This window comes from uncultured Sphingomonas sp., from assembly GCF_913062585.1.
In the GTDB taxonomy this organism is placed as follows: domain Bacteria; phylum Pseudomonadota; class Alphaproteobacteria; order Sphingomonadales; family Sphingomonadaceae; genus Sphingomonas.
Map to the genome: position 1 here is coordinate 77,829 of NZ_CAJXWX010000004.1, position 22,704 is coordinate 100,532.

The window sequence follows — 22,704 nt, forward strand, 5'->3', positions numbered from 1 at the left end:
ATCCAATAATGCGGGACAAGCCCATGAGGCGGGGGGATTTCTTTTAGTCATGTTCGGACCGTTTAAACCGCTGGGCAGTGCGACCCGGCACGCCGAGGGACAGGCGCTCGCCAAGACGCTGAGCTGGCCGCATCTGATCGCGCTGGGGGTCGGCGCGATCGTCGGCACCGGCATCTACACGCTGACCGGCGTCGGTGCGGAGCGGGCAGGGCCCGCCGTGATCCTGGCCTTCGCCATTGCAGGGGCGGTCTGCGCCTGCGCGGCGCTGGCCTATGCCGAACTCGCCACCCTGATCCCGGCGGCGGGCAGTGCCTATACCTTCAGCTATACCGCCCTGGGCGAACGGATCGCCTGGGTCGTCGGCTGGAGCCTGATCCTGGAATATTCGCTATCCTGCTCGGCGGTCGCGGTCGGCTGGGGCGGGTATCTCGTCGGCTGGCTGCAGGCGGCGGGCGTGCATCTGCCGCCCGAGCTTCTGTCGGGTCCGCATGGCGGCGGCATCGTCAACCTGCCCGCCGTCCTCGTCGCCCTGTCGGTCATGGGAATGCTGATCGCGGGCACGCGCGAGAGTGCGACGCTGAACATCATCCTGGTCGCGATCAAGCTCGTCGCGCTGGGCGTCTTCATCGCCTTCGCGCTGCCCGCCTTCAACGCCGACAATCTTCACCCCTTCATGCCCTATGGCTTCGGGGCGCATGAGGTCGACGGGGCCAAGCGCGGCGTGATGGCGGCCGCCGCCATCGTATTCTTCGCCTTTTACGGCTTCGACGCGGTCGCGACCTCGGCCGAGGAAGCCAAGAACCCCAGCCGCGACCTGACGATCGGCATCGTCGGCTCGATGCTGGTCTGCACCTTGATCTACATGGCGGTGGCGATCGCGGCGATCGGTTCCATGCCCTTCCTGAAGCTGGCCAATTCCCCCGAACCGCTGGCGCTCGTCCTGCGCTCGCTCGGTCAGCCGACGGCCGCGCACCTGATCGCGCTCGCTGCGGTCATTGCGCTTCCCTCGGTGATCCTGGTCATGATGTACGGGCAGAGCCGGATCTTCTTTACCATGGCGCGCGACGGCTTGTTGCCGCAGTCGCTGGCGGTGGTCAGCAAGCGGAGCGGTGCGCCGACCCGCATCACGCTGGTGACCGGCGTATCGATCGCCTTCGTCGCGGGCGTCTTCCGCCTGGACGAGATCGCAGAGCTTGCCAATGCGGGAACGCTGCTGGCCTTTATCGCGGTCGGGGCCTGTCTGATGGTGCTGCGTCGCAAGGCCCCCGATGCCAAGCGCCTGTTCCGTTGTCCGCAACCCTATCTCGTCGGGACGCTCGCCATCCTGGGGTGCATCTATCTGCTCTTCAGCCTGCCCAGCTCGACGATCATCCGCTTCGTCATCTGGAATGTCGCGGGGCTCATCCTCTACTTCGCCTATGGTCGTCGGCGGAGCGCGCTCGCCGGGCGCTGATCGGCGACCGGCTCGGGACGGCCGAACAGATAACCCTGGGCCTGGGGGCATCCTTCCTCCAGGACCATGCGATGCTGTTCGGCCGTCTCGACGCCCTCGGCGACGACCGGCAGATTCAGGCTGTGGCCCAGCCCGACGATCGCCCGGACGATGGAGCGGGCGGCCTCGTCATCGGTGACGCCCGAGATGAAGCTCTTGTCGATCTTGATCTTGTCGAATGGGAAGCATCGCAGGTTGCTGAGCGAGCTGTAGCCTGTGCCGAAATCGTCCATCACGATGCCTATACCCATCGCCTTCAGCTGGTGCAGCGTCTTGAGCGTGGCATCCCGGTCGTGGAGCAGGACATTCTCGGTGATCTCCAGCTCCAGCCGGTCCGCCGGAAAGCCGCTGTCGGCCAGCGCCCTGGTCACGATCTCGGTCAGGTTGGGCAACTGGAACTGGATGGGCGAGATGTTGACCGCCAATGTCATCCTATCGGGCCAGCCCGCCGCCGTGCGACAGGCTTCGCCAAGCACCCATTCGCCCAGTTGCAGGATGATGCCCGTCTCCTCGGCGATCGGCACGAATTCGTCGGGGTCGATCAGTCCGCGTTCGGGATGCTCCCACCGCAGCAGCGCCTCATAGCCGATGATGCCGGTGCTGTCGGTCGCGACCAGGGGTTGATAGAATAGCCGCATCTGGCGGCGCAGCAGCGCGTGGCGAAGATCATGCTCGATCGCGAGGCGCGCCCGGACCGCGCGGTCCATCTCCTGATCGAAGAACGAGGCCATGCCGCGCCCGCTGGTCTTCGCCCGATAGAGCGCGATGTCGGCATTGTGGCGCAAGGTCGCCGCATCGGTCGCATCCTGCGGAAAGAAGGAGACGCCGATGCTGACCCCGACAGCCATGGGATCGCGGGTCAGGTCCATTTCGGTGGCGAAGCGCTCGAGGATCGTGTCGACCAGCTTTCGCACCTGCTCCGGCCCGTCGATCCCCCGCTGCAGGATCAGGAATTCGTCGCCGCCGACCCGCGCGACCACGCCCGCTTCGTCGATCGCAGCGGTCAGCATGGCGGCGACACGGCATAGAATGGCGTCGCCCGCCGCATGGCCGAACAGGTCGTTCACCGCCTTGAACCGGTCGAGATCGAGCGCGAGGAGCGCGAAGGGGCCTTTCTGGTCGGCCTGCGCGATCGCAGTCTCCAGCGCCTGGGTGAAGAAGGCGCGGTTGGGCAGTTCGGTCAGCGGGTCGTGGACCGCCAGGAATTCGATCTGCCGCTGGCTGCGGCGCTGTTCGGTGAGGTCGCGGACCGTCATCACGGTGGCACGCCGTCCGCGATATTCGATCTCATGGGCGGCGACCTCCAGGCAGCGGTCGCCGATGCCGGTATTTCGCGGGCGGGCCTCGACCAGACCATTGTCGTCCAGGGTCAGCGGCTTGCCGTCGCCGCCCTCGAGCCAGTCCCCCGGCCGCGATCCGAGGAGCGCGGCTGAATCCAGGTCGAGCAGCGCGGTCAGGCGCGCATTGGCCTCGACGATACGGCCATGGTGAAGGATGGCGATGCCCTCGCGCGTTGCCTGGGTCAGGCCGCGCAGATCGGTCAGCAGCCGGTCGAGCATGGCGGCGCCGATCAGCAGCACGATGATGACGGCCGTCGCGACGCCGATGACCCGTGCAAGGCTCAAGGCATTCAGCGACATCGGGGATGGATCGACCACGCTGCTGCCGAGAACTAGCTTCGTCGCCGCCATCGCGCCGAAATGTAGCACCACGACGGCGACCGCCGAGGTGGCCACCGAGAGGATCGTGCGAAGCGGGCCCCGAAGTCGCCTATAAACGTGAAACGCCAGGGTTATCAGGAGCGCACCGATCACGGCGGCCTGGGCGATCCCGCCGGAGCGATAATGGATCTGCGCGGGCACGATCAGCGCGCTCATGCCGATAAAGTGCATCGCGGCGATGCCCAGCGTGGCGATCAGGCCGCTGCCCCACGTCGCCATGCGCCGGTCCGGAACATGCAGCAGGCTCAGGGCCGCCCAGAAACCCGCGACTGGCGCTGCGATCGAAACGATGGTCAGCGACAGGTCGAAACCCAGCGGCACCGGACCCCGATAGGCGAGCATGCATAGAAAGTGAGTCGCCCAGACGCTGACCCCCGCGGCGACCGCGGCCATGGCGACCCAACTGCGTCGGCGCGACTCGATGCATTCCTCCGATCGGGCAACGAGCAGGAACAGGGCGCACAGGCCAAGAAGACAGACGCCCAGTGCTGGCAGAATAAGCCAGGGATCATGGTCTCCGGTGATGCATCCGACGATATCCAGCATGTGATAACGCTTCCCCCGGGTCCGCATCCTACACCCGGGAAAATTGCCAAAGTTTAAAGCCGGTCTCTCTCTCCATCCGTTCGTGAGCCGTGCGCGTCCCGTTTTCGCGACAAACGGGGCTTTAAAAATTCGCCTTTGAGTTCTATACCAATCGTTATGAAAAATATCCTGCCCGTGTGTAAGGGGCGCCCGCGTGAATTCTGTACCGATCAGGCCCTGGCCTCGGCTCTACGGGTGTTCTGGAGCAAGGGGTATGAAGGCGCGTCCATGGCGGACCTGACGGAGGCCATGGGGATCACAAAGCCCAGCCTCTATGCCGCGTTCGGCAACAAGGAAGCCTTGTTCCACAAGGCGCTGGAACTCTATGAGGCCGAGAAGATGGCCTATATGCGGCAGGCGCTGGAGCAGCCGACGGCACGCGGCGTGGCCGACTGTCTGTTACGCGGCGCGCTGGAGGTGATGACCAGCCAGTCCGAGCCGCGTGGCTGCCTGGGCGTCATCCATTCGGTCGCCTGCGGGACGGAAGCCGAGTCGATCAAGGCCGAGGTGGTCGCCCGCCGCTCTTCGTCACGAGCCGCGCTGGTCGCCCGGTTCCAGCGGGCGGTGGACGAGGGAGACCTGCGTGCCGACGTCGATCCGGTGGGGCTGGCCAATCTGCTCTTCGGGTTGCTGCAGGGCATGGGCGTCCAGGCCGGGTCGGGCGTGGCCCGTAAGGAACTGGAGTCGCTGATCGACTCCGCCCTGGCGCTCTGGCCATCGCGATAGGTCGAATTATTCCATACCGAACGGTATAAAACGCTTGACCCGGATCGGCCTGATTAATATACCGACCGGTATCGAAGGTGCCAAGCACCCTAGAGGATGAAATCGGCGAGACAGCAAGACCGACGGTCCGGCGCCGTCGACTTCGGCGGGCATGGGCTGGCCGGGGCGGGATGTCGCGCGGCAGGAAGAGGGGTTGTATCATGGCCTATGTCGCTTTTCAGGAAATCGGCGCGGCACGCTCGGCGACGGATGCCGCGCTGGCCCGGCAGGGGGCTGCCGCCATTCGCGCCGATGCACGGCTGTCGGCGCTGGAATGGCAGGTCGTGGCGCTGGCTCGTCGCGATCGTGTCTCCAGCCTGCGCGAGCCGTCGCGGCTGACCCGTGCGATCAGCAGCATCTTTGGCGAGACCCGCAATCCTCGCCTGGCCGATCCGTCGCTCGAGGCGCTGCGGCGCATGGCGGTGCTGAGCTGGCATCACGGTTACAGCGTGCCGTCGCATGAGGTCCGGGCCTTCCTCGCCTCGGGCTATACGGCCGACCAATATGAGCTGTTGGTCGACAGCATCGCGGTGGCGCTGAGCGATTCGCGGCGTGGCATCCGGGCGATCGCGGCGGAGTGAGGCCAGGTTGCGTCGATAGCCCTTGCTCTCTGGGCGAGGCGGCGTACCTTGGGCGGTGATCTTCGACGGAGCAGACCATGACCGGCGAACTGCGTCTCACCGACCCCTTTTCGATCATTACCCTGCCCATGGGGCGTCCGGGTACAGGCGTCGACCGCGCCATGCCCTGGGAAAATCTTTTTGCATGGCCTCGGCAGGGCGACGTGCAGCTACCGTTCGACGGGGCCTCGCGCGAGGCGCGGGATATCTGGGCGACGCGGCTGGACCATGCGGTCGCTCACGCCGATCGCGCCGTGCTGCTGGTCGCGGAAGGGGCCGCCTGTCTCGCCAGCGTCTGGTGGGCCCGGCTGTCGCCCAGCCATTACGTCTCCAAGGTCGCGGGCGCGCTGTTCTTTCAGCCGCCTCCCGCCGGTTCGCTCGACCGGACCGGCGGCCAGCTTTTCGCCTCGCCCGATGTGGCCTTGCCCTTTCCCTCGCTGGTCGTCGACGCGACCGAACGTGGTTCCGGCCTGGCCCAGCTCTGTGGCGGCCGCATACTCAACGCGCCGCGCGCCGCGCCCTTGCCGACGGGCATGTGGCGACAGGCGCAACGCCTGATCGAGCGTTTCTCCGCCAATGTGGTCGAGCAGGACATGCGCGTCCTGCGCAGCTGGGGCCTCGACGAACGCCCATAAAAACGGCCCGGCGGTCGAACCGCCGGGCCAGTCGATCGCCTTAGGGAGCTTCCTTTGGCGAGGCAGGAGCGGCAACCGACCGGAATGGCCGGTCGCCGGAAGACATCTTTACCGGGCGGCGGAGTCGTTCGCGGCCGTTCCGTTTCCTTCCAGCAGATCGTTGACCAGCGCGGCATTGTCCGCGGCGCCGAAGTCGTCATTGGCGATGCCGTCATTGCCGAGCTCGGCCACATCGGCGGTGTTGGCGACGGCGGCGTTATCCGAATGGGACGGCGAGCAGGCGGCAAGCGGCAGCGCCGACGCCAGGAGGATCATCGGTAAGGTACGGCGTCGCAACATCGGTTCGGTCCCCTTGGTTTTCGTGTATGGCCTCGCACGGGCTTCACGGATTGAATACACATCAAATTGATGGGATATAAGCAACGCAAATCTTGGCCGCGCGATAGCTGCGCTTTGCGCTGGTTCTGCGGTCTGGCGATCCTGCTGCTGGCGTGGCCGGTTATAGGCACGGCCCAAGGCCTGGATGGGACGGCGGCGCTGGCGCTCGATGCCGATCGCTACGCCACGACATCGGGGCTGACACCGCAGGCGGTCCTGCACGAGCTGACCGTGCAGCAAGCGTCGATAGCCGTGACCGATGCGCTGGAGAGCGAATTTGCGGATCGGATCGCGGGCCTGTCGGTCGGCCATGCACCCTTTCATATCGACGTTCTTCTGACCGGCGACGCGCCGGTGGCCGACCGGGTGGTGCAGGTGGCGGGCAGTCCGGTACTCATCCGGTTCCGCACTGGCGCCTATGCAACCCACCGGCAGCTGGTCGTCGCGCTGGCGCTTCATCAAACGGAGATCCGTGCCAGCCTGACCCGACCGCCCGGGATCGGCATCGACCCGCGCATCGGCGCGCTCGTCGTGATGGTTTCCCGCGCGGACGCCGATGCCGAGCCGGGCGACGCGTTGCGAGACCGGATCGCGCAAATCGCGGGCGTGCCGGTCCGGATCACGACCCTCGATATGGCGGATAGCGACTTTGCCGACCTGCAAGGAGGCGCGCGGCTGGTTGGCGTCGATCCGGCGGATGGGCGTCGTTATGCCTGTACCAGCGGCTTCGTCGTGCGGCGCGGCGTAGAAAGCGCCGTGGTGACGGCGGCGCATTGCCCCGACGATCTGTCCTGGATCGCCGCCGGAGGCGTGGCGCATCCGCTGCGCTTCGCTGGGCAATGGGGTTGGGGCTATCAGGATGTGCAGGTCAATGTCAGCCCGACGCCGCTCGCTCCGCTGTTCTGGAGCGATACGGCCAAGACGATCGCTCGCCGGGTGGCGGGGGCGACGCCGCGTGGCTCGACGCGGGCGGGGGACATCGTCTGCCATCGGGGCGAGCGGACGGGGTATAGCTGTGCGGAGGTGTGGATGCCCGATTTCGCGCCCGCCGGGGATTTGTGCGGCGGCGGTTGTACCCCGACCTGGGTCGCGGTCCGGGGGCCGACCTGTCGTAGCGGCGATAGCGGCGGCCCGGTGTTCCTGGGCAGCACGGCCTATGGCATCGTCAAGGGCGGCAGCTATCGCGGCGACGGCAGCTGCGTCTTCTATTATTATATGTCAGTCGATTTCCTGCCGGACGGGTGGCTGCTGGCGGCCGGCTGAGGGATCGCATCGCGGCGGCGCGGCGTTGGCCGATCAGGACTTGGCTGATGGAAGGCGTAGCGATGAGAGCGATGATCCTGGACGCGCCGGGTGGTCTCGACCGTCTGCGAATGGTCGACCGGCCCGATCCGGGGGCGCCGGGACCGGGCATGATCCGGGTCCGCCTGCACGCCACTTCGCTTAACTATCATGATTACGGCGTCGTGGCGGGCCGGATGCCGACGGAGGACGGCCGTATTCCGATGGCCGATGGCGCCGGGACCGTCGAAGCGGTGGGCGGGGGAGTCGACGCGTTTCGGAGCGGCGACCCGGTCGTCTCCTGCTTCTTTCCAGACTGGCAGGAGGGGCCACCGCGCATCGGGGACTTCTCCCGCGTGCCGGGCGACGGGATCGACGGCTATGCCTGCGAGACGGTGGTCGCGCCCGCCACGGCCTTCACCCATGCGCCTAAGGGGTATGACCATGCCGAAGCGGCGACGATCACGACGGCGGGCCTGACCGCCTGGCGGAGCCTCGTGGTCGATGGCGGTCTAAAAGCCGGTGACAGGGTGCTCGTCCTGGGCACGGGCGGCGTATCCATCTGGGCCTTGCAGATCGCACGGATGATGGGGGCTGAGGTCGCCGTCACCTCCTCGTCCGACGAGAAGCTGGAACGGGTCCGGATTTTGGGGGCCGCTTACACGATCAACTATCGCGAACAGCCCGAATGGGGGCGTCAGGTGCATGACTGGGCAGGCGGGGGCGTCGATCATGTTATCGAGGTCGGCGGCCCAGCCACGCTGGCCCAGTCGATCGACGCGGTGCGGATCGGCGGCCATATCGGCCTGATCGGCGTGCTGACCGGGATCGCGGGCGATGTGCCGACAGCGACGTTGATGCGCAAGCAGGCCCGGTTGCAGGGGCTGATCGTCGGCAGTCGGCGGATGCAGGTCGAATTCGTCCGGGCGCTGGAGGGCGCGACATGGCGTCCGGTGATCGACCGCCGCTTCGCCTTGGACGAACTGGCGGCGGCCTTTCGCTATCAGGAAAGCGGTGCGCATTTCGGCAAGATCGCGGTGGAGTGGTGAGCGGCATGACCGTCGATCCGGACTGGCCGCATGTCGTGATCGTCGGCGCGGGCTTTGGTGGGCTGGCCGTGGCGCAGCGGCTGGCCAATGCGCCCGTCCGGGTGACGGTCGTGGACCGCAACAATTACCACTTGTTCGTACCGCTCCTCTACCAAGTCGCGACCGCCGCCCTGTCGCCCGCCGATGTGGCCGAGCCGATCCGTCATGTCCTGGGCCGCTATCCCAATATCCGCGTCGTGCTCGGCGAGGTGTCGCGGGTCGATCCGGAGGGCCGCCAACTCACGCTCGCGACCGGCGAGACGCTCAACTACGACCGTCTGGTCGTCGCGACCGGCTCGACCAGCAGCTATTTCGGTCATGACGAATGGCGCAGCGTCGCGCCTGCGTGCAAATCCATCGAGGAGGCCCGGCTGATCCGCTCCCGCGTGCTCGGCGCGTTCGAGGAAGCCGAGCGTGACGGCGCGGCCGATCGCGAGGCGCTGATGACCTTCGTGATCGTCGGCGGCGGGCCGACCGGTGTCGAGCTGGCGGGGTCGGTCGCGGAACTCGCCCGCTATGCGCTGGCCGCCGATTTCCGGCGCATCCGCCCCGAGACCGCGCAGATCATCCTGGTCGAGGGCGGGCCGCGTATCCTGTCCGCCTTTCCCGAATCGCTGGCGCTTTATGCCGGACGGGCGCTGGCGCGGCTGGGCGTACGGGTGATGACGGACATGCCGGTCGAGACGATCACGGCGGAGGGCTTGACCGCCGGGGGCCGGTTCATTCCGGCCCGCACCGTGCTGTGGGGCGCCGGCGTCGCCCCGACCGGTGCGTCGGCTCTGCTCGGTATCGAACCGGGGCCCGGCGGGCGGGTTGCGGTCGACGACCGGTTACGCGTCCAAGGATTGCAGGGCGTCTATGCCCTGGGCGATGTCGCCGCCTGTCTGGGCGAGGACGGCAAGCCGTTACCCGGCCTGGCACAGGTTGCGCAGCAGCAGGGCGGATATCTGGGCGATGCCTTGCGTGCGGAGCTGACCAAGGGACGCGAGGCCAAGCCCTTCCGCTTTCACAACCGCGGCAATGCGGCGATCATAGGACGCCATGCCGCGATCTTCGACTTCGGGCGATACCGGATGAAGGGCTATCCGGCCTGGATGCTCTGGGCGGTCGTCCATGTCATGCTGCTCGTGAATTTCGCGCAGCGTATGCGGGTCAGCCTGCAATGGTTCTGGCGCTACCTGACCTATCGGCGGGGCGCGCGGATCATCACCACGCCTATCGCGCGACCGCCCGGCTGACCGCCCGGCTCAGCGGGTGAGTTGGGCCCGCAGATCGACCAGGGTCGCGCCGATATGGTCGGTCAGAAATTCGACCACCCGCGCCTCGTCGCGCGCCAGCCATGCATCGAGTAGCGCCTGATGCTCCTTGTGCGCGCGATCCTCGCGCCCGGCCGGCTTCAGATGCTGAACGACATAGCGCTCGGCCAGGACCTGCAGGCGCTCGATCAGCTGAAAGGTCAGGGCGGCGCCCAACGGCCGGACAAGCGCGAGGTGAAAAGCGCGGTTGCGGTGCGCCACCTCATGCAGCGCCTCGCGCGCCGCGACGTCGAGCGCGGTCAGCGCGTCGCGGGCGGCGGCATGGTCCTCCGCCGTCGCGACCCGCGCGGCGCGCGCGGCGGCGTCCGGCTCGATGGCCAGGCGCAACTCGTAAATCTCCTCGGCTTCGCTGGCGCCCAGCGAGCGGACGAAGAAGCCACGATTGGCCTGGCTGGTCAGCAGGCCTTCCTGTTCCAGCCGTGCCAAGGCCTCGCGCAGCGGAATCTTGCTGACGCCCAGTTCGTTGGCCAGTGCGTCCTGACGGATCGGCTGATCCTCGGGAAGATCGCCACTGATGATGCGTTCGCGAATGATCGTAAAGATCTGCTCGGACAGGGTGCGAACGACAAGGCTCATGGTCTCTCTCGTGCCGACAGGCCGGGGAGGAGCCTGCAATTCAGGGAAATCGGTACAAACGGGACAGTAACATAGACCTGATCCGTGGCCGATGCCAAGTCCGCGAAATCAGGCCGGCGGCAGCGCGTCCTCCAGCTCCGCCAGCCAGATCGCGGCGCGACCATCGGACGGCGCGCGCCAGTCGCCACGCGGCGACAGGGCCCCGCCGCCGGACACTTTGGGCCCATTGGGCAGCGCCGAGCGCTTGAACTGGCTGGTCTGGAAAAACCGCGTCAGGAACCGGCCGAGCCAGTGGCGGATCGTCGGCAGGTCATAGGCGACCCGCGCATCATCTGGCAGGTCCTCTGGCCAAGCGCCTGCCTCGGCATCATGCCAGGCGTGCCAGGCCAGGAACGCGATCTTGGACGGCTTCAGGCCATAGCGGATCACGTAATGCGCGAAGAAATCGTTGAGCGCATAGGGGCCGATCATCGCCTCGGTCGACTGCATCGCGCCGTTGGCGTCGGCGGGAACCAGCTCGGGCGATATTTCCTGGGCCAGGATGGACGCCAGCACGCGATTGGTCGCGTCGTCATATTGGCCGGTCCGGATGCACCAGCGGATCAGGAACTGGATCAGCGTCTTCGGCACGCCGGCGTTCACCGCATAATGGCTCATCTGGTCGCCGACGCCATATGTGCACCAGCCGAGCGCCAGCTCCGACAGGTCGCCGGTGCCCAGCACGATCCCGCCACGCTGATTGGCCAGGCGGAAGAGATAATCGGTGCGCAGGCCTGCCTGCACATTCTCGAAGGTCACGTCATGGACCGGCTGTCCTTGTGCGAAGGGGTGCCCCATATCGCCCAGCATCTGCTGCGCGGCGGGCCGGATGTCGATTTCCTCCGCGCTGACGCCCAGCGCGCGCATCAGCGCCCAGGCATTGGCCTTGGTACCCTCGCCGGTCGCGAAGCCCGGCATGGTGAAGGCCAGGATCCGGTCGCGCGACCAGCCCAGCCGGTCGGTCGCCTTGGCCGCGACGATCAGCGCATGGGTGGAATCGAGCCCGCCCGACACGCCGATGACCAGCGTCTTCGCACCGCTGGCCTCCAGTCGCTTCGCCAGCGCCTCGACCTGGATGTTATAGGCCTCGAAACAATCCTCGTCCCGTCGCGCGGGGTCGTCGGGCACGAAGGGAAAGCGCGCGACGGTGCGGCGCAGTCCGTGATCGGCGATCTCGGCGGCGTGGACGAAACCGATGCGGCGGAAACGCTGTTCGGGATGGCCGGAAACGGTGGCGGCATCGTTGAATGTCCCGAAGCGCATCCGCTCCTGCACGATCCGCTCCGCGTCGATATCGGCGACGGTCATTGCGGGCTCGCGCAGGAAGCGCTCGGACTCGGCGATCGTCTCGCCTAGTTCATGGACCAGCCCCTGACCGTCCCAGGACAGGTCGGTCGTGCTCTCACCGATCCCGGCGGCCGAATAGACATAGGCGCAGGCGGCGCGCGCCGATTGCGCGGCGGCAAGCAGCGCGCGGTCCCGCGCCTTGCCGATCACGATGTTGGAGGCGGACAGGTTGCAACAGATCGTCGCCCCCGCCAGCGCACCCAGGGTCGAGGGCGGGGTGGGAGCCCAGTAATCCTCGCAGATTTCGGCATGGAAAACGAAACCGGGCACATCCTTCGCCGCGAAGATCAGGTCGGTGCCGAAGGGGACGCATTGTCCGTCCAGTTCGATCGTCAGCCCGGTCAGGCCCGCGCCGCTCGCGAACCAGCGCTTTTCGTAATATTCGCGGTAATTGGGCAGGAAGGTCTTCGGAACGACGCCCAGCACCCGTCCGCGCGCGATGGCGACCGCGCAATTATAGAGCCGTCCATTGCGGGGCAGCGCCGCGCCGACCAGCATGACGGGCGACAGGGCCGCGCTGGCATCCACTATCTCCCCCAGCGCGGCGAGGGTGGCGGCCTGCATCGCGCCCTGAAGGTGGAGGTCGTCGATCGCATAGGATGTCAGCGACAGCTCGGGAAAGACGATCAGGTCGACCCCGTCCTCATCCGCCCGGCGCGCCAGGGCAAGCATCGCATCCGCATTGGCATGGGCATCGCCGACCGACGCGGCGGGCGTCGCGGCCGCAACGCGGATCAGGCCATGGGTGTGAAGGGCGTAAAAGGGATGGTCCTGCATGACAGCGGGATAGCGGGGTGGGGAGAGGGACGCCACCCCGTGTGGGTTGCTGCGGGTTAGTGCATCATTCGTCGGGTCGCGGTTCGCAGGCTATGCCGTCATCGTCGCCGTCCATCTTTTCGTCGTAACCCGGCTCGCCCCGGTAGATCGGGGCCGTTCCCATGGCGCGGGCGTCGTTGCAACCCGCCCAATGATCGCCCGCCTCGGGTTCGCGACGGCGCTTGATCCCGGTGGCAACCGCCATGCCTGGCAGCAAGGTGCTCGATGGGGCGATCGAGCCGGATGGGGAGGCTTCAGAGCTTGCTTTCTTGCTGGGCGCCGTCCCGATTCCCACGATTGCGCCAACCACGATCGCGGCCGTGATCATTAAAAGAGTGGAAGTCCGCATGGTCATCTCATGCGCCGCAGATGTAAAAAATGTGTTCGACACGTCGATCGCCAAGTGTACCGGAGCTTTGACTGAGCGATCGGAAGTGTGATGACAAACACCCTCTACGGTATCCCCAATTGCGACACGGTGAAGAAGGCCCGTACTTGGCTCGACCAGCACGGCGTCGCCTATCATTTCCACAACTATAAGACCGACGGCGTCGACGAGGCGACCCTGCGCCGCTGGGTCGATCAGGTGGGTTGGGAAGCGCTGCTCAATCGCGCCGGAACCACGTTCCGCAAACTGGACGAAGCCGACCGGCAGGACATCGACGCCGACAAGGCGATCCGGCTGATGCAGGCCCAACCCTCGCTCATCAAGCGGCCTGTGCTCGACCGTGACGGCTTGCTGACCGTCGGGTTCAAGCCCGAGCGTTACGTCGAAATTTTCTGATATAACCCATGGGGGTGGAGCGGCAGCAACCGGCGGAGTAAGGCGCGGCGATGTCCACGACCTACACGCTCGACACCGCGACGAGTCGCGCCAATCCGACGCCCGCTCCGATGAAGCGGCTGACCGTCCCCGCCATCCGCCGTGCCAAGGGCAGCGGCACCCCGCTCGTCATGCTGACCGCTTATACGGTGCGGTCGGCGCAGTTGCTCGATCCGCATTGCGACATGCTGCTGGTCGGGGACAGCTTGGGGCAGGTGATCTATGGCCTGCCCTCCACGGTGCCGGTCACGCTCCAGATGATGGCGGCGCACGGCGCGGCGGTGGTGCGGGGCAGCTATCACTCGGTGGTCGTCATCGACCTGCCCTTCGGCAGCTATGAGGCGAGCCCGGAAAAGGCGTTCGAGAATGCCGCCTGGCTGCTGAAGGAAACCGGCGCAGCGGCGGTCAAGCTGGAGGGCGGCGTCGCGATGGCGGCGACCGTCCGCTTCCTGGTCGAGCGCGGCATTCCCGTCATGGGCCATGTCGGCCTGACGCCGCAGGCGGTGAACGTGCTGGGCGGCTACGGCGCGCGTGGCCGGACGCCCGAGGAAGCCGAAAAGATCATTGCCGACGCGGTCGCCGTGGCGGACGCCGGTGCCTTCTCGGTGGTGATCGAGGGGGTGGTCGAGCCCATCGCCATCGAAATCACCAAGCGTATCGCCTGTCCCACGATCGGCATCGGCGCCTCGGTCGAGTGCGACGGGCAGGTGCTGGTAGGCGAAGACATGCTGGGCTTTTTCGAACGTACGGCCCGGTTCGTACGCCGATACGAGACGATGGGCGACCGGATCGGCGAGGCGGCCCGCGCCTATGCCGAGGATGTCCGCGCCCGCCGCTTCCCGGGGCCGGAACAGATCTATGCCCCCCGCGACGCCGGATAAGCCAAGGCCGCTTCCCACCGGGGCCTGTCCTCGCTAAAGGTCGCGGCTTCTTGTTGCCTTGATCCAGAATAGCGGAGCCCGTCTTGGCCCTAACGCCCCAATCCAGCCAGGCCTTTATGAGCGAGGTCGACGACGAACTGCGTCGCGAAAGGCTGACGAAATTCTGGACCCGGTGGGGCCTGGTCATCGGCGGCCTGATCGTGGTCGCGCTGGCGGCCTTTGGCGGCTATCTCTATTGGCAGCACCGCCAGAATCAGGCGGCCGCGGCCGATGGCGAGCAGTTGCAGGCCGCCTATGATGCGGTCGGCGAGAACGACATGGCGACGGCCGGCGACAAGCTGAAGAGCGTCGCCGGTTCGGATATCGACGCGTATCGCGCGCTGGCGCAGTTCACCCAGGCCGATATCCTGCTGAAGAAGAACGATCTGAAGGGGGCCGCCGCGCGGTTCGCCGCGATCGCCAATGACGGCGGGCTGGCGCAGCCGTTTCGCGACCTGGCCCTGATCCGCCAGACCATGGCGGAATATGACACACTGAAGCCCGAGGCGGTGATCGCCCGGCTGGGTGGCATGGCCGTTCCCGGCAATGCCTATTTCGGCAGCGCGGGCGAGATGGTGGCGGTGGCCTATCTGCGGCTGAACAAGCGCGACCAGGCCGGCCGTCTGTTCGGTCAGATTGCCAGCGACAAGGATGTGCCCGATACCCTGCGGCAACGTGCGGTTCAGATGGCCGGTGTATTGGGGGTCGACGCGGTCGGCCAGAGTGAGGACACCAAGACCCAATGACGAAGAATTTCCGCACCTCCGCAGCGCTGGCCGCGCTGATGGCGCTGGGTGCCTGCGGGGTGTTCAAGTCCGCGCCGAAAAAGACCCCGACCGTGGGCAACCGCGTGCCGATCCTGGTGTCGGAAACCGGGGTCGAGGCCGATAAGACGATCGCCGACGTGCAGGTCACGCTGCCCGCACCGGAAACCAACACGGAATGGGCGCAGCCGGGCGGCAACGCCTCCAAGTCGATGGGCCAGCTGGCGCTCGGCGAGCAGCCAACGCGGCTGTGGGATGCGACGATCAACGGCGGCTCGGCCCGCGATCCGCTGGGCGCCCCCCCGGTCGTGGCCGAGGGCAAGCTGTTCGCCGTCGATGCGGGTGGCAATCTTGTCGCCATGAACGCCGATACCGGCGCGAAGCTGTGGTCGACGCCGATCACCGAGGGCGACGAGAACCGTCTCGCCCGTTTCGGCGGCGGGGCCAGCTATGACAGTGGCACGGTGTACGCGACCGATGGCCTTGGCGATGTGGTCGCGGCCAATGTGGCCGATGGCAAAGTCCTGTGGCGCGCCAAGCCCGGTGGCCCCCTGCGCGGTTCGCCGACGATCGCCAATGGCAATGTCTATGTCCTGACCCAGGACAATCAGCTTTACGCGATCAACCAGGCAGATGGTAAGATCGTTTGGGCCGGGCAGGGCACGCTGGAGACGCAGGGCGTGTTCGGCGTGGCGGCGCCCGCCGCGAGCCAGGGCACCGTCGTTGCCGGTTTCTCGAGCGGCGAGCTGAACGCCTATCGTTACGAGAATGGCCGCATGTTGTGGCAGGACGCGCTGTCGCGGACCAGCATCTCGACCTCGGTGTCGACGCTGTCGGACATCGACGCCGCGCCGGTGATCGACCAGGGCCGGGTCTATGCGCTGGGCCAGGGTGGCCGCATGGTCGCGCTGGAACTGTCGACCGGCCAGCGCCTGTGGGAGCAGAATTTCGCGGGTCTTTCGACGCCGTGGATCGCGGGCGAGTGGATCTTCATCGTCACGGACGATGCCCGGCTGGTCGCGCTCGCCCGGTCCAGCGGCAAGGCGCGCTGGATCGCGCAGCTTCAGCGTTTCCACAAGGCCAAGAAGAAGACCGGCGCGATCACCTGGTTCGGGCCGGTGCTGGCAGGCAATCGCCTGATCCTGACCAATTCCGAAGGCCAGATCGTCTATGCCAATCCGGGCGACGGCACGGTCGAGGCGACGGTCGAGACCAAGACGCCCTTCGCCCTGCCGCCGATCGTGGCGAATGGAACGCTCTACGTCCTGGACCAGAAGGGGCGGATCGCCGCCTATAAGTGATGCTTTGGCCGCTCCGTGGGACATGGATGCCACGGAGCGGTACATTTGTGTCGCTACCCCGTGACGAAAGCCTCGCCTTTCGCTAACGGACGACGATGGCAAAACTCCCTATCGTCGCGATCGTCGGCCGTCCCAATGTCGGCAAGTCGACGCTGTTCAATCGTCTGGTCGGAAAGAAGCTGGCGCTGGTCGACGACCGGCCCGGCGTGACTCGCGACCGCCGCGAAGGCGACGCGCATCTGCTCGGCGTGGATTTCCGCGTCATCGACACGGCGGGTTACGAAGACGAAGACCCCGACACGCTGCCCGGCCGGATGCGCCGCCAGACCGAAGCGGCGATCGACGAAGCCGATGTCGCCCTGTTCCTGATCGATGCCCGCGCGGGGATCATGCCGCTGGACGAAGAGATCGCCCGCTGGCTGCGCAGTTCCGACACGCCGATCGTGCTCGCCGCGAACAAGGCGGAGGGGCGCGCCGCCGAACAGGGCGTGCTGGAAGCGCTGGCGCTCGGCTTCGGCGATCCCGTTCAGCTCTCGGCCGAACATGGCGAAGGCGTGGGCGACCTTTTCGAGGCGCTGCTGCCCTATATCGACGTGGAGATCGAGGAAGAGGAAGAGGTCGACCTCGAAAATCCCCTTGCGCCGCTCAAGCTGGCGATCGTCGGCCGCCCCAATGCGGGCAAGTCGACGTTGATCAACCGCTTCCTGGGCCAGGATCGCCTGATCACCGGCCCGGAGGCCGGGATCACGCGGGATTCGATCGCCATCGATTGGGAATGGCGTGATCGCGACGGCGAAGTCCGGCAGGTTCGCCTGATCGACACGGCGGGCATGCGCAAAAAGGCCAAGGTGCAGGACAAGCTGGAAAAGCTGTCCGTCGCCGACGCCCTTCGCGCGGTCGATTTTGCGGAGGTCGTGGTGCTGCTGCTCGACGCGACGCTGGGCCTCGAGTCGCAGGATCTACGCATCGCCGACCGCGTCCTGGAAGAGGGGCGCGCGCTGCTGATCGCGCTGAACAAGTGGGACGTCGCGGAAAACCCGTCCTCGCTGTTCAACGGCGTGAAGAAGGCGCTGGAGGATGGGCTCAGCCAGGTGAAGGGCGTGCCGCTGCTGGCGGTGTCGGCCGCGACCGGCAAGGGGCTCGATACGCTGATCGAGGCGGCCTTCGAGACGCGGGCCGCCTGGTCGAAGCGTGTGCCGACCGGCGAACTCAACCGTTGGTTCGAGCGCGCCGTCGACGCCAACCCGCCGCCTGCGCCCGGCGGCAAGCGGATCAAGCTGCGCTACGTCACTCAGGTGAAATCGCGTCCGCCGAGCTTCGTGATCTTCGGTACGCGCGTGGACCAGCTGCCGGCCAGCTATGAGCGGTATCTGGTCAACTCGATGCGGCGCGAACTGGGGTTCGGTGCGGTGCCGGTGCGCCTGACGCTGCGGGCGCCGAAGAACCCGTTCGGCAACAAGGACTAAGGGAGCGTGGCGGGCGTTATCGTCCGCCTCGCTCCTCCCACTTTCGTTCAGCCTTAGCGAAGTCGCAGGCCAAGGGAATTCAATAGTCCCAAGCCCTCACCCCGGCGAAGGCCGGGTTCCAGGAACGGTCAAGTTCGTAGCGCGCCACGACATTGCGGGGGAGGCTATCGCTTCGCAACTGGTCGCCGGCCTTCGTCGGGGTCGTGGCGGATGTCGTCGCGGACGCGCTCCCTTGGTCTTCGACTTCGCTCAGGCTGAACGGACGTTGGGGATAGGGGCGGACCCGTCAGGCCCGCCCCACAACCCTTACCCCTGAAGGTGCGGAGCCGCGCCCGACTTGGGCGTGTCGTTTTCCGCCATGGCGTTCAGCTGGACATAATTCTGGATGCCCATGCGCGCGATCATCTCGAACTGGCGTTCCAGCGTGTCGACATGCTCTTCCTCGCTGGCCAGGATGCGCTGGAACAGGTCGCGGCTGACATAGTCGCGGACTTCCTCGCAATAGGCGATGGCTTCCTTGAGCTGGGCGACCGCTTCGATCTCGATTGCCAGGTCGCCCTTCAGCACCTCTTCGACCGTCTCGCCGATGCGCAGGCGGCCGAGTAGCTGGAAATTGGGCAGGCCGTCCAGATAGAGGATGCGCTCGGCCAGCCAGTCGGCATGGCGCATCTCGTCGATCGATTCGTGATACTCGAACTGGGCGAGCTTGTAGACGCCCCAATGGTCGAGCAGGCGATAATGCAGGAAATACTGATTGATCGCGGTCAGCTCGTTCTTGAGCGCCTCGTTCAGATATTCGATGACCTTAGGATCGCCCTTAACCGACATATGCCCATCCTCGATGAAGTTTGGGCCACCCTAGGTAGGCGGAGGGCCGGACGGCAACCGGTTTTTACAGACGAACCGCGATTTGTTGGTGGGCCCGGCAGGACTCGAACCCGCAACCTAGCCGTTATGAGCGGCCAGCTCTAACCATTGAGCTACAGGCCCCACCGACATCGTCCGTAGCGTGACGCCGGACGGCTTCGCAAGCGCGAAAAAGCAAAGAAAAAGGGCGCCTCCGCGAAGGAGGGCGCCCTTTTCCGACAAACAGTCGGCGCTTCGGACCCGAGGGTCCGAGGCGGCATTACTGCATGTTGTCAGCCTTGGCGTCGGCAGCGTCACGGACGTTGTCGGCGGCGGCGTTCATGTTGTCGGCAGCGTTCTCGAGCGAGGCAGCGGCAGCACCGTTCGAGGTGTTGTCGGCAACCGCTTCGAGGTTGTCGGCCTGCATTTCCATGTTGTCAGCCAGCATGTCCGCGTTGTTCTCAACAGCGGCAGCTTCAGGCGACTTAGTGCAGGCGGCCACGGACATCAGGCCGGCGGCAGCGAGAACGAAAGCGATCTTCTTCATTCGAATGCTCCCAAGCATAAGCAATCATCGCGGCCGACCCGAATGCCGTCGCGAAGCGGCTCAAATAACGCGCGGTTCATCGCGGTCAATCCGCAAAATTCACATTCCGGCAAGGTTCGCGACGAACCGATGGCGGCTATCAGGCTTTTTCAAGGCGTTGGCGTTACCAAAGGGTTACCGCTCCCTTGCGGAAATCAGCGCGGTGTGACCGGGTCGATCGCCTCGGGCGCGTTGGCGACCACCGCCAGCATCGCGGTCCATGCGGCGACATTCTGGCGCAGCGACGCGGGGTCGACGCGGTCTAATACGTCGTCGGGCGTATGATGGGTATCGAAATAATCCCATCCCGATTGGTTCAGGTCGATCGCCGCGGTACCGAGTTTCAGCGTCGGGCCGATATCGGTCCCGTCACCGCCCAGGCCGCTGCCGCGCGTGATGCCAAGCGGCGCCAGCGCGGTCTGCAGCCGGTCGGCGATGGGCCTGGCGGCGGGAGGCAGGTTGACCTCGAAGCGCCAGACGCGATCGGCACCGAAATCACTTTCCGAGGCGGTCGCGTGGCGTTCATGGGCATGGGCTTTGGCATAGGCATCGCCGCCCATGCCGCCGACCTCCTCGGCCCCGAACCAGACGACGCGGATCGTGCGGCGAGGGCGCGGCCCGTCCAAGATCCGCTTGGCCGCCGCCGTCGTGATCGCCACGCCGCTGGCATCGTCGATCGCGCCGGTGCCCAGATCCCAGCTGTCCAGATGCCCGCCGACCAGCACGATGCCGGCCGCCGGTTCGCTGCCCGGCACCTCGGCGATGACGTTGCCCGATTCGCGCATCCCGACCTGTCGGGGCGTCAGGACCAGCTTCATGCGGATCGGGCGGCCACGCGCGGCTATGCGCTCCAGCTGCTCGGCGTCCGGCACCGACAGGGCGGCGGCGGGGATCGGCGTCACGCCCGCCGGGAAATTGGTCGTGCCGGTATGGGGGAAGCGGTGATGGTCGGTTCCAATCGAGCGGATGACGATCGCCGCCGCGCCGCGCTTCGCCGCAAGCGCCGGGCCGGTGAAGCGGGCGGTGCCATAGGCGCCATAGCCCGAACCGTCCTGGGTGCGCGGCATGGCATTGCCGATATAGACGATCTTGCCCTTGATCGCATTATCCGGTGCGGCCTGGAACGCGGCCATGCTGGGGAACACGGCAACCTCGCCGGTCAGCCCGGCGGCAGGCGTCGCCCCCGAATTGCCGAGCGCGGCCAGCGTCAGCTTCTGCGGGAAGGGGGCCAGGATCTCGGCCGTCTCGGTGCCCCGTTCCCATACCGGCATCCGATAGGGCTCGATGCGTACGTTCTGGAAACCCAGCGCGGTCAGCTTGGCGACCGCCCAGGCGCGCGCCCGGGCCTCGGCCTCTGTGCCCGCCAGTCGCTGGCCGACCTCGGTCGTCAGCCCCTCGACGATGTCCCAAGCGACATCGTCCTTCAGCGCGGCGTCGCGGAGTTCCGCAACCTTCGGATCGACGGCGGCGGGCATGGGCGGCGGGGTGCGCTGGGCCAGGGCGGGGGCGGATAGGGCGGAGGCGGTCAGGGCCGCGAGGATGATGCGCTTCATGGCCGCGACTGTTACGCAGGCCGTCCCGTTTGCCAACCGCCCGCGCAACCTCTACATGGGCGGCAAATATCCAACAGTCGCAAAAAGCACGGAGCCCCGCGCCGCCATGGCCGTCCAATATACCTATGTGATGAAGGGTCTGACCAAGACCTTCCCCGGCGCCAACAAGCCTGTCCTGAACAACATCCACCTTCAGTTCCTGCCGACCGCGAAGATCGCGATCATCGGCCCGAACGGCGCGGGCAAGTCCACGCTGATGAAGGTGATGGCGGGCATGGACACCGACTTCACCGGCGAAGCCTGGGCCGCCGAGGGCGTTCGCGTCGGCTATCTGGCGCAGGAGCCGCAGCTCGATCCGTCGAAGGACGTGATGGGCAACGTGAAGGACGGCGTCCGCCCGATCGCCGACCTGGTCGATCGCTTCAACGCCATCTCGGCCGAAATGGGCGATCCCAAGGACGACACCGATTTCGACGCCCTGATGGAGGAGATGGGCGAGCTTCAGGCCAAGATCGATGCGGTCGACGGCTGGTCGCTCGACAGCCAGCTGGAACAGGCGATGGAAGCGCTGCGCTGCCCGCCCGGCGACGCCGACGTCACCCGCCTGTCGGGCGGTGAGAAGCGTCGCGTGGCGCTGTGCAAGCTGCTGCTTGAAAAGCCCGACGTGCTGCTGCTCGACGAACCGACCAACCACCTCGACGCCGAAAGCGTGTCGTGGCTGGAAAACTATCTGAAGGAATATGCGGGTAACGTCATCCTCGTCACCCACGACCGCTACTTCCTCGACAACGTCGTGAACTGGGTGCTCGAGCTCGATCGCGGCCGCTACTATACCTACGAATCCAACTATTCCGGCTATCTGGAAAAGAAGGCCAAGCGCCTGGAGCAGGAAGAGCGCGACGAGGCGGGCAAGCAGAAGGCGATCGCCGACGAGCTGGCCTGGATGCGTCAGACGCCCAAGGCCCGCCAGACCAAGTCGAAGGCGCGTATTCGTGCGTTCGAGGAGCTGATGGAGAAGCAGGAGAACCGCGTCGCGGGCAAGGCGCAGATCCTGATCCAGATCCCCGAGCGTCTGGGCGGCAAGGTGATCGAGGCCAAGGGGCTGACCAAGTCGTACGGCGACAAGCTTTTGTTCGAGGGTCTCGACTTCATGCTGCCGCCGGGTGGTATCGTCGGCGTGATCGGGCCGAACGGCGCGGGAAAGTCGACGCTGTTCAAGCTGATCACCGGCCAGGAACAGCCCGATGCGGGCACGATCGAGATCGGCTCGACCGTCAAGCTCGGCTATGTCGACCAGAGCCGCGACGACCTCGATCCCAACAAGAATGTCTGGCAGGAAATCTCCGACGAGCTGGAGGTCTTCCGCTTCGGCAAGCAGGAGCTGGGCACGCGCGCCTATGTCGGCGCGTTCAACTTCCGCGGCCCCGACCAGCAGAAGAAGGTCGGCCAGCTGTCGGGCGGTGAGCGCAATCGCGTCCATATGGCCAAGATGCTGAAGGAGGGCGGCAACGTCCTGCTGCTCGACGAACCGACCAACGACCTGGACGTGGAAACGCTGCGCGCGCTCGAAGAGGCGCTGGAGACGTTTGCGGGCTGCGCCGTGGTCATCAGCCACGATCGCTTCTTCCTCGATCGCCTGTGCACCCACATCCTGGCCTTCGAGGGCGACAGCCATGTCGAATGGTTCGAGGGCAATTACGAGAGCTACGAAGAGGATAAGCGTCGCCGCATGGGCGATGCCGCCGATCGTCCGACCCGTCTGGCGTACAAGAAACTGACCCGCTGA

General features: G+C 66.3%; 21 protein-coding genes and 1 tRNA gene. 13 read left to right on the plus strand and 9 right to left on the minus strand.

The annotated features are described in order from the left end of the window. The first annotated feature begins 49 nt into the window (after nt 1-49). Nucleotides 50-1,453, plus strand: a complete 1,404-nt coding sequence (locus QZ546_RS04900; protein WP_294235389.1) for an amino acid permease — start codon at nt 50-52, stop codon at nt 1,451-1,453. Here the strand turns inward: QZ546_RS04900 and QZ546_RS04905 are convergent. Continuing rightward, the gene (locus QZ546_RS04905) at nt 1,417-3,759 is read right to left on the minus strand and encodes an EAL domain-containing protein (protein WP_294235391.1); all 2,343 of its coding nucleotides are present in this window, start codon (nt 3,757-3,759) and stop codon (nt 1,417-1,419) included. The two genes, QZ546_RS04900 and QZ546_RS04905, sit on opposite strands and share 37 nt — an antisense overlap. Nucleotides 3,760-3,915: 156 nt before the next feature. Here QZ546_RS04905 and QZ546_RS04910 point away from each other — a divergent pair, with 156 nt between their 5' ends. The 3 genes from QZ546_RS04910 to QZ546_RS04920 all read left to right on the plus strand — a co-directional run bounded on the left by QZ546_RS04910 (nt 3,916) and on the right by QZ546_RS04920 (nt 5,818). Next, nucleotides 3,916-4,524: a TetR/AcrR family transcriptional regulator gene (locus tag QZ546_RS04910; RefSeq protein WP_294235393.1), complete on the plus strand. Its 609-nt coding sequence runs from the start codon at nt 3,916-3,918 to the stop codon at nt 4,522-4,524. 200 nt (nt 4,525-4,724) lie between these two features. After that, on the plus strand, nt 4,725-5,144 hold the full coding sequence (locus QZ546_RS04915; RefSeq protein ID WP_294235395.1) for a hypothetical protein: 420 nt from the start codon (nt 4,725-4,727) through the stop codon (nt 5,142-5,144). 77 nt (nt 5,145-5,221) lie between these two features. Next, nucleotides 5,222-5,818: an alpha/beta hydrolase gene (locus QZ546_RS04920; protein WP_294235397.1), complete on the plus strand. Its 597-nt coding sequence runs from the start codon at nt 5,222-5,224 to the stop codon at nt 5,816-5,818. A 108-nt stretch (nt 5,819-5,926) separates the two neighbouring features. Here QZ546_RS04920 and QZ546_RS04925 read toward each other — a convergent pair whose 3' ends face one another. Then, complete coding sequence (locus QZ546_RS04925) at nt 5,927-6,157, minus strand: hypothetical protein (RefSeq protein WP_294235400.1); 231 nt, start codon at nt 6,155-6,157, stop codon at nt 5,927-5,929. A 114-nt stretch (nt 6,158-6,271) separates the two neighbouring features. Here QZ546_RS04925 and QZ546_RS04930 point away from each other — a divergent pair, with 114 nt between their 5' ends. From QZ546_RS04930 to QZ546_RS04940, 3 genes are all read left to right on the plus strand, one after another. Then, a complete protein-coding gene (locus QZ546_RS04930; protein WP_294235402.1) occupies nt 6,272-7,459 on the plus strand; it encodes a hypothetical protein in 1,188 nt (395 codons plus the stop codon). Nucleotides 7,460-7,521: 62 nt separating this feature from the next. Beyond that, entirely contained in the window at nt 7,522-8,526 is a 1,005-nt protein-coding gene (locus QZ546_RS04935; RefSeq protein WP_294235404.1) for an NAD(P)-dependent alcohol dehydrogenase, read from the plus strand. Between the two features lie 5 nt (nt 8,527-8,531). After that, the gene (locus QZ546_RS04940; RefSeq protein ID WP_294235406.1) at nt 8,532-9,803 is read left to right on the plus strand and encodes an NAD(P)/FAD-dependent oxidoreductase; all 1,272 of its coding nucleotides are present in this window, start codon (nt 8,532-8,534) and stop codon (nt 9,801-9,803) included. Nucleotides 9,804-9,812: 9 nt separating this feature from the next. On the opposite strand, the gene QZ546_RS04945 is transcribed toward QZ546_RS04940, so the two are convergent. The 3 genes from QZ546_RS04945 to QZ546_RS04955 form a co-directional block, all read right to left on the minus strand. Beyond that, nucleotides 9,813-10,457, minus strand: coding sequence for a GntR family transcriptional regulator (locus tag QZ546_RS04945; RefSeq protein WP_294235408.1), 645 nt, complete (start codon nt 10,455-10,457; stop codon nt 9,813-9,815). Between the two features lie 108 nt (nt 10,458-10,565). Beyond that, on the minus strand, nt 10,566-12,620 hold the full coding sequence (locus QZ546_RS04950; RefSeq protein WP_294235410.1) for an NAD(+) synthase: 2,055 nt from the start codon (nt 12,618-12,620) through the stop codon (nt 10,566-10,568). 64 nt (nt 12,621-12,684) lie between these two features. Further along, nucleotides 12,685-13,062 carry an excalibur calcium-binding domain-containing protein gene (locus QZ546_RS04955; protein WP_294235412.1) on the minus strand — a complete coding sequence of 126 codons (378 nt, stop codon included), beginning with the start codon at nt 13,060-13,062 and terminating at the stop codon, nt 12,685-12,687. 36 nt (nt 13,063-13,098) lie between these two features. Here QZ546_RS04955 and QZ546_RS04960 point away from each other — a divergent pair, with 36 nt between their 5' ends. The 5 genes from QZ546_RS04960 to der all read left to right on the plus strand — a co-directional run bounded on the left by QZ546_RS04960 (nt 13,099) and on the right by der (nt 17,933). Beyond that, on the plus strand, nt 13,099-13,443 hold the full coding sequence (locus QZ546_RS04960; RefSeq protein ID WP_294235413.1) for an ArsC family reductase: 345 nt from the start codon (nt 13,099-13,101) through the stop codon (nt 13,441-13,443). Nucleotides 13,444-13,493: 50 nt separating this feature from the next. Beyond that, nucleotides 13,494-14,363 carry a 3-methyl-2-oxobutanoate hydroxymethyltransferase gene (gene panB / locus QZ546_RS04965; protein ID WP_294235415.1) on the plus strand — a complete coding sequence of 290 codons (870 nt, stop codon included), beginning with the start codon at nt 13,494-13,496 and terminating at the stop codon, nt 14,361-14,363. A gap of 116 nt (nt 14,364-14,479) precedes the next feature. Beyond that, complete coding sequence (locus QZ546_RS04970; protein ID WP_294235417.1) at nt 14,480-15,148, plus strand: tetratricopeptide repeat protein; 669 nt, start codon at nt 14,480-14,482, stop codon at nt 15,146-15,148. Further along, a complete protein-coding gene (locus QZ546_RS04975) occupies nt 15,145-16,467 on the plus strand; it encodes a PQQ-binding-like beta-propeller repeat protein (RefSeq protein ID WP_294235419.1) in 1,323 nt (440 codons plus the stop codon). The genes QZ546_RS04970 and QZ546_RS04975 overlap by 4 nt, the downstream gene beginning before the upstream one ends. Before the next feature lie 95 nt (nt 16,468-16,562). Continuing rightward, the gene (gene der / locus QZ546_RS04980; protein WP_294235421.1) at nt 16,563-17,933 is read left to right on the plus strand and encodes a ribosome biogenesis GTPase Der; all 1,371 of its coding nucleotides are present in this window, start codon (nt 16,563-16,565) and stop codon (nt 17,931-17,933) included. 306 nt (nt 17,934-18,239) lie between these two features. On the opposite strand, the gene bfr is transcribed toward der, so the two are convergent. From bfr to QZ546_RS05000, 4 genes are all read right to left on the minus strand, one after another. Then, nucleotides 18,240-18,761 carry a bacterioferritin gene (bfr, locus tag QZ546_RS04985; RefSeq protein ID WP_294235423.1) on the minus strand — a complete coding sequence of 174 codons (522 nt, stop codon included), beginning with the start codon at nt 18,759-18,761 and terminating at the stop codon, nt 18,240-18,242. An 86-nt stretch (nt 18,762-18,847) separates the two neighbouring features. Further along, nucleotides 18,848-18,923, minus strand: a tRNA-Ile gene (locus tag QZ546_RS04990). A gap of 136 nt (nt 18,924-19,059) precedes the next feature. Next, entirely contained in the window at nt 19,060-19,326 is a 267-nt protein-coding gene (locus tag QZ546_RS04995; protein ID WP_294235425.1) for a hypothetical protein, read from the minus strand. A 194-nt stretch (nt 19,327-19,520) separates the two neighbouring features. Next, the gene (locus QZ546_RS05000; protein WP_294235426.1) at nt 19,521-20,918 is read right to left on the minus strand and encodes a M20/M25/M40 family metallo-hydrolase; all 1,398 of its coding nucleotides are present in this window, start codon (nt 20,916-20,918) and stop codon (nt 19,521-19,523) included. A gap of 106 nt (nt 20,919-21,024) precedes the next feature. On the opposite strand from QZ546_RS05000, the gene ettA reads away from it, so the two are divergent. Beyond that, a complete protein-coding gene (gene ettA / locus QZ546_RS05005) occupies nt 21,025-22,704 on the plus strand; it encodes an energy-dependent translational throttle protein EttA (RefSeq protein ID WP_294235547.1) in 1,680 nt (559 codons plus the stop codon).

Excerpts from the sequence above, each read along its gene's own strand:
- QZ546_RS04900 (WP_294235389.1), top strand. The coding sequence starts at position 50 with ATGTTCGGACCGTTTAAACCGCTGGGCAGTGCGACCCGGCACGCCGAG.
- QZ546_RS04905 (WP_294235391.1), bottom strand. The coding sequence starts at position 3,759 with ATGCTGGATATCGTCGGATGCATCACCGGAGACCATGATCCCTGGCTT.
- QZ546_RS04910 (WP_294235393.1), top strand. The coding sequence starts at position 3,916 with ATGAAAAATATCCTGCCCGTGTGTAAGGGGCGCCCGCGTGAATTCTGT.
- QZ546_RS04915 (WP_294235395.1), top strand. The coding sequence starts at position 4,725 with ATGGCCTATGTCGCTTTTCAGGAAATCGGCGCGGCACGCTCGGCGACG.
- QZ546_RS04920 (WP_294235397.1), top strand. The coding sequence starts at position 5,222 with ATGACCGGCGAACTGCGTCTCACCGACCCCTTTTCGATCATTACCCTG.
- QZ546_RS04925 (WP_294235400.1), bottom strand. The coding sequence starts at position 6,157 with ATGTTGCGACGCCGTACCTTACCGATGATCCTCCTGGCGTCGGCGCTG.
- QZ546_RS04935 (WP_294235404.1), top strand. The coding sequence starts at position 7,522 with ATGAGAGCGATGATCCTGGACGCGCCGGGTGGTCTCGACCGTCTGCGA.
- QZ546_RS04940 (WP_294235406.1), top strand. The coding sequence starts at position 8,532 with ATGACCGTCGATCCGGACTGGCCGCATGTCGTGATCGTCGGCGCGGGC.
- QZ546_RS04945 (WP_294235408.1), bottom strand. The coding sequence starts at position 10,457 with ATGAGCCTTGTCGTTCGCACCCTGTCCGAGCAGATCTTTACGATCATT.
- QZ546_RS04950 (WP_294235410.1), bottom strand. The coding sequence starts at position 12,620 with ATGCAGGACCATCCCTTTTACGCCCTTCACACCCATGGCCTGATCCGC.
- QZ546_RS04960 (WP_294235413.1), top strand. The coding sequence starts at position 13,099 with ATGACAAACACCCTCTACGGTATCCCCAATTGCGACACGGTGAAGAAG.
- panB (WP_294235415.1), top strand. The coding sequence starts at position 13,494 with ATGTCCACGACCTACACGCTCGACACCGCGACGAGTCGCGCCAATCCG.
- QZ546_RS04970 (WP_294235417.1), top strand. The coding sequence starts at position 14,480 with ATGAGCGAGGTCGACGACGAACTGCGTCGCGAAAGGCTGACGAAATTC.
- QZ546_RS04975 (WP_294235419.1), top strand. The coding sequence starts at position 15,145 with ATGACGAAGAATTTCCGCACCTCCGCAGCGCTGGCCGCGCTGATGGCG.
- der (WP_294235421.1), top strand. The coding sequence starts at position 16,563 with ATGGCAAAACTCCCTATCGTCGCGATCGTCGGCCGTCCCAATGTCGGC.
- bfr (WP_294235423.1), bottom strand. The coding sequence starts at position 18,761 with ATGTCGGTTAAGGGCGATCCTAAGGTCATCGAATATCTGAACGAGGCG.
- QZ546_RS04995 (WP_294235425.1), bottom strand. The coding sequence starts at position 19,326 with ATGAAGAAGATCGCTTTCGTTCTCGCTGCCGCCGGCCTGATGTCCGTG.
- QZ546_RS05000 (WP_294235426.1), bottom strand. The coding sequence starts at position 20,918 with ATGAAGCGCATCATCCTCGCGGCCCTGACCGCCTCCGCCCTATCCGCC.
- ettA (WP_294235547.1), top strand. The coding sequence starts at position 21,025 with ATGGCCGTCCAATATACCTATGTGATGAAGGGTCTGACCAAGACCTTC.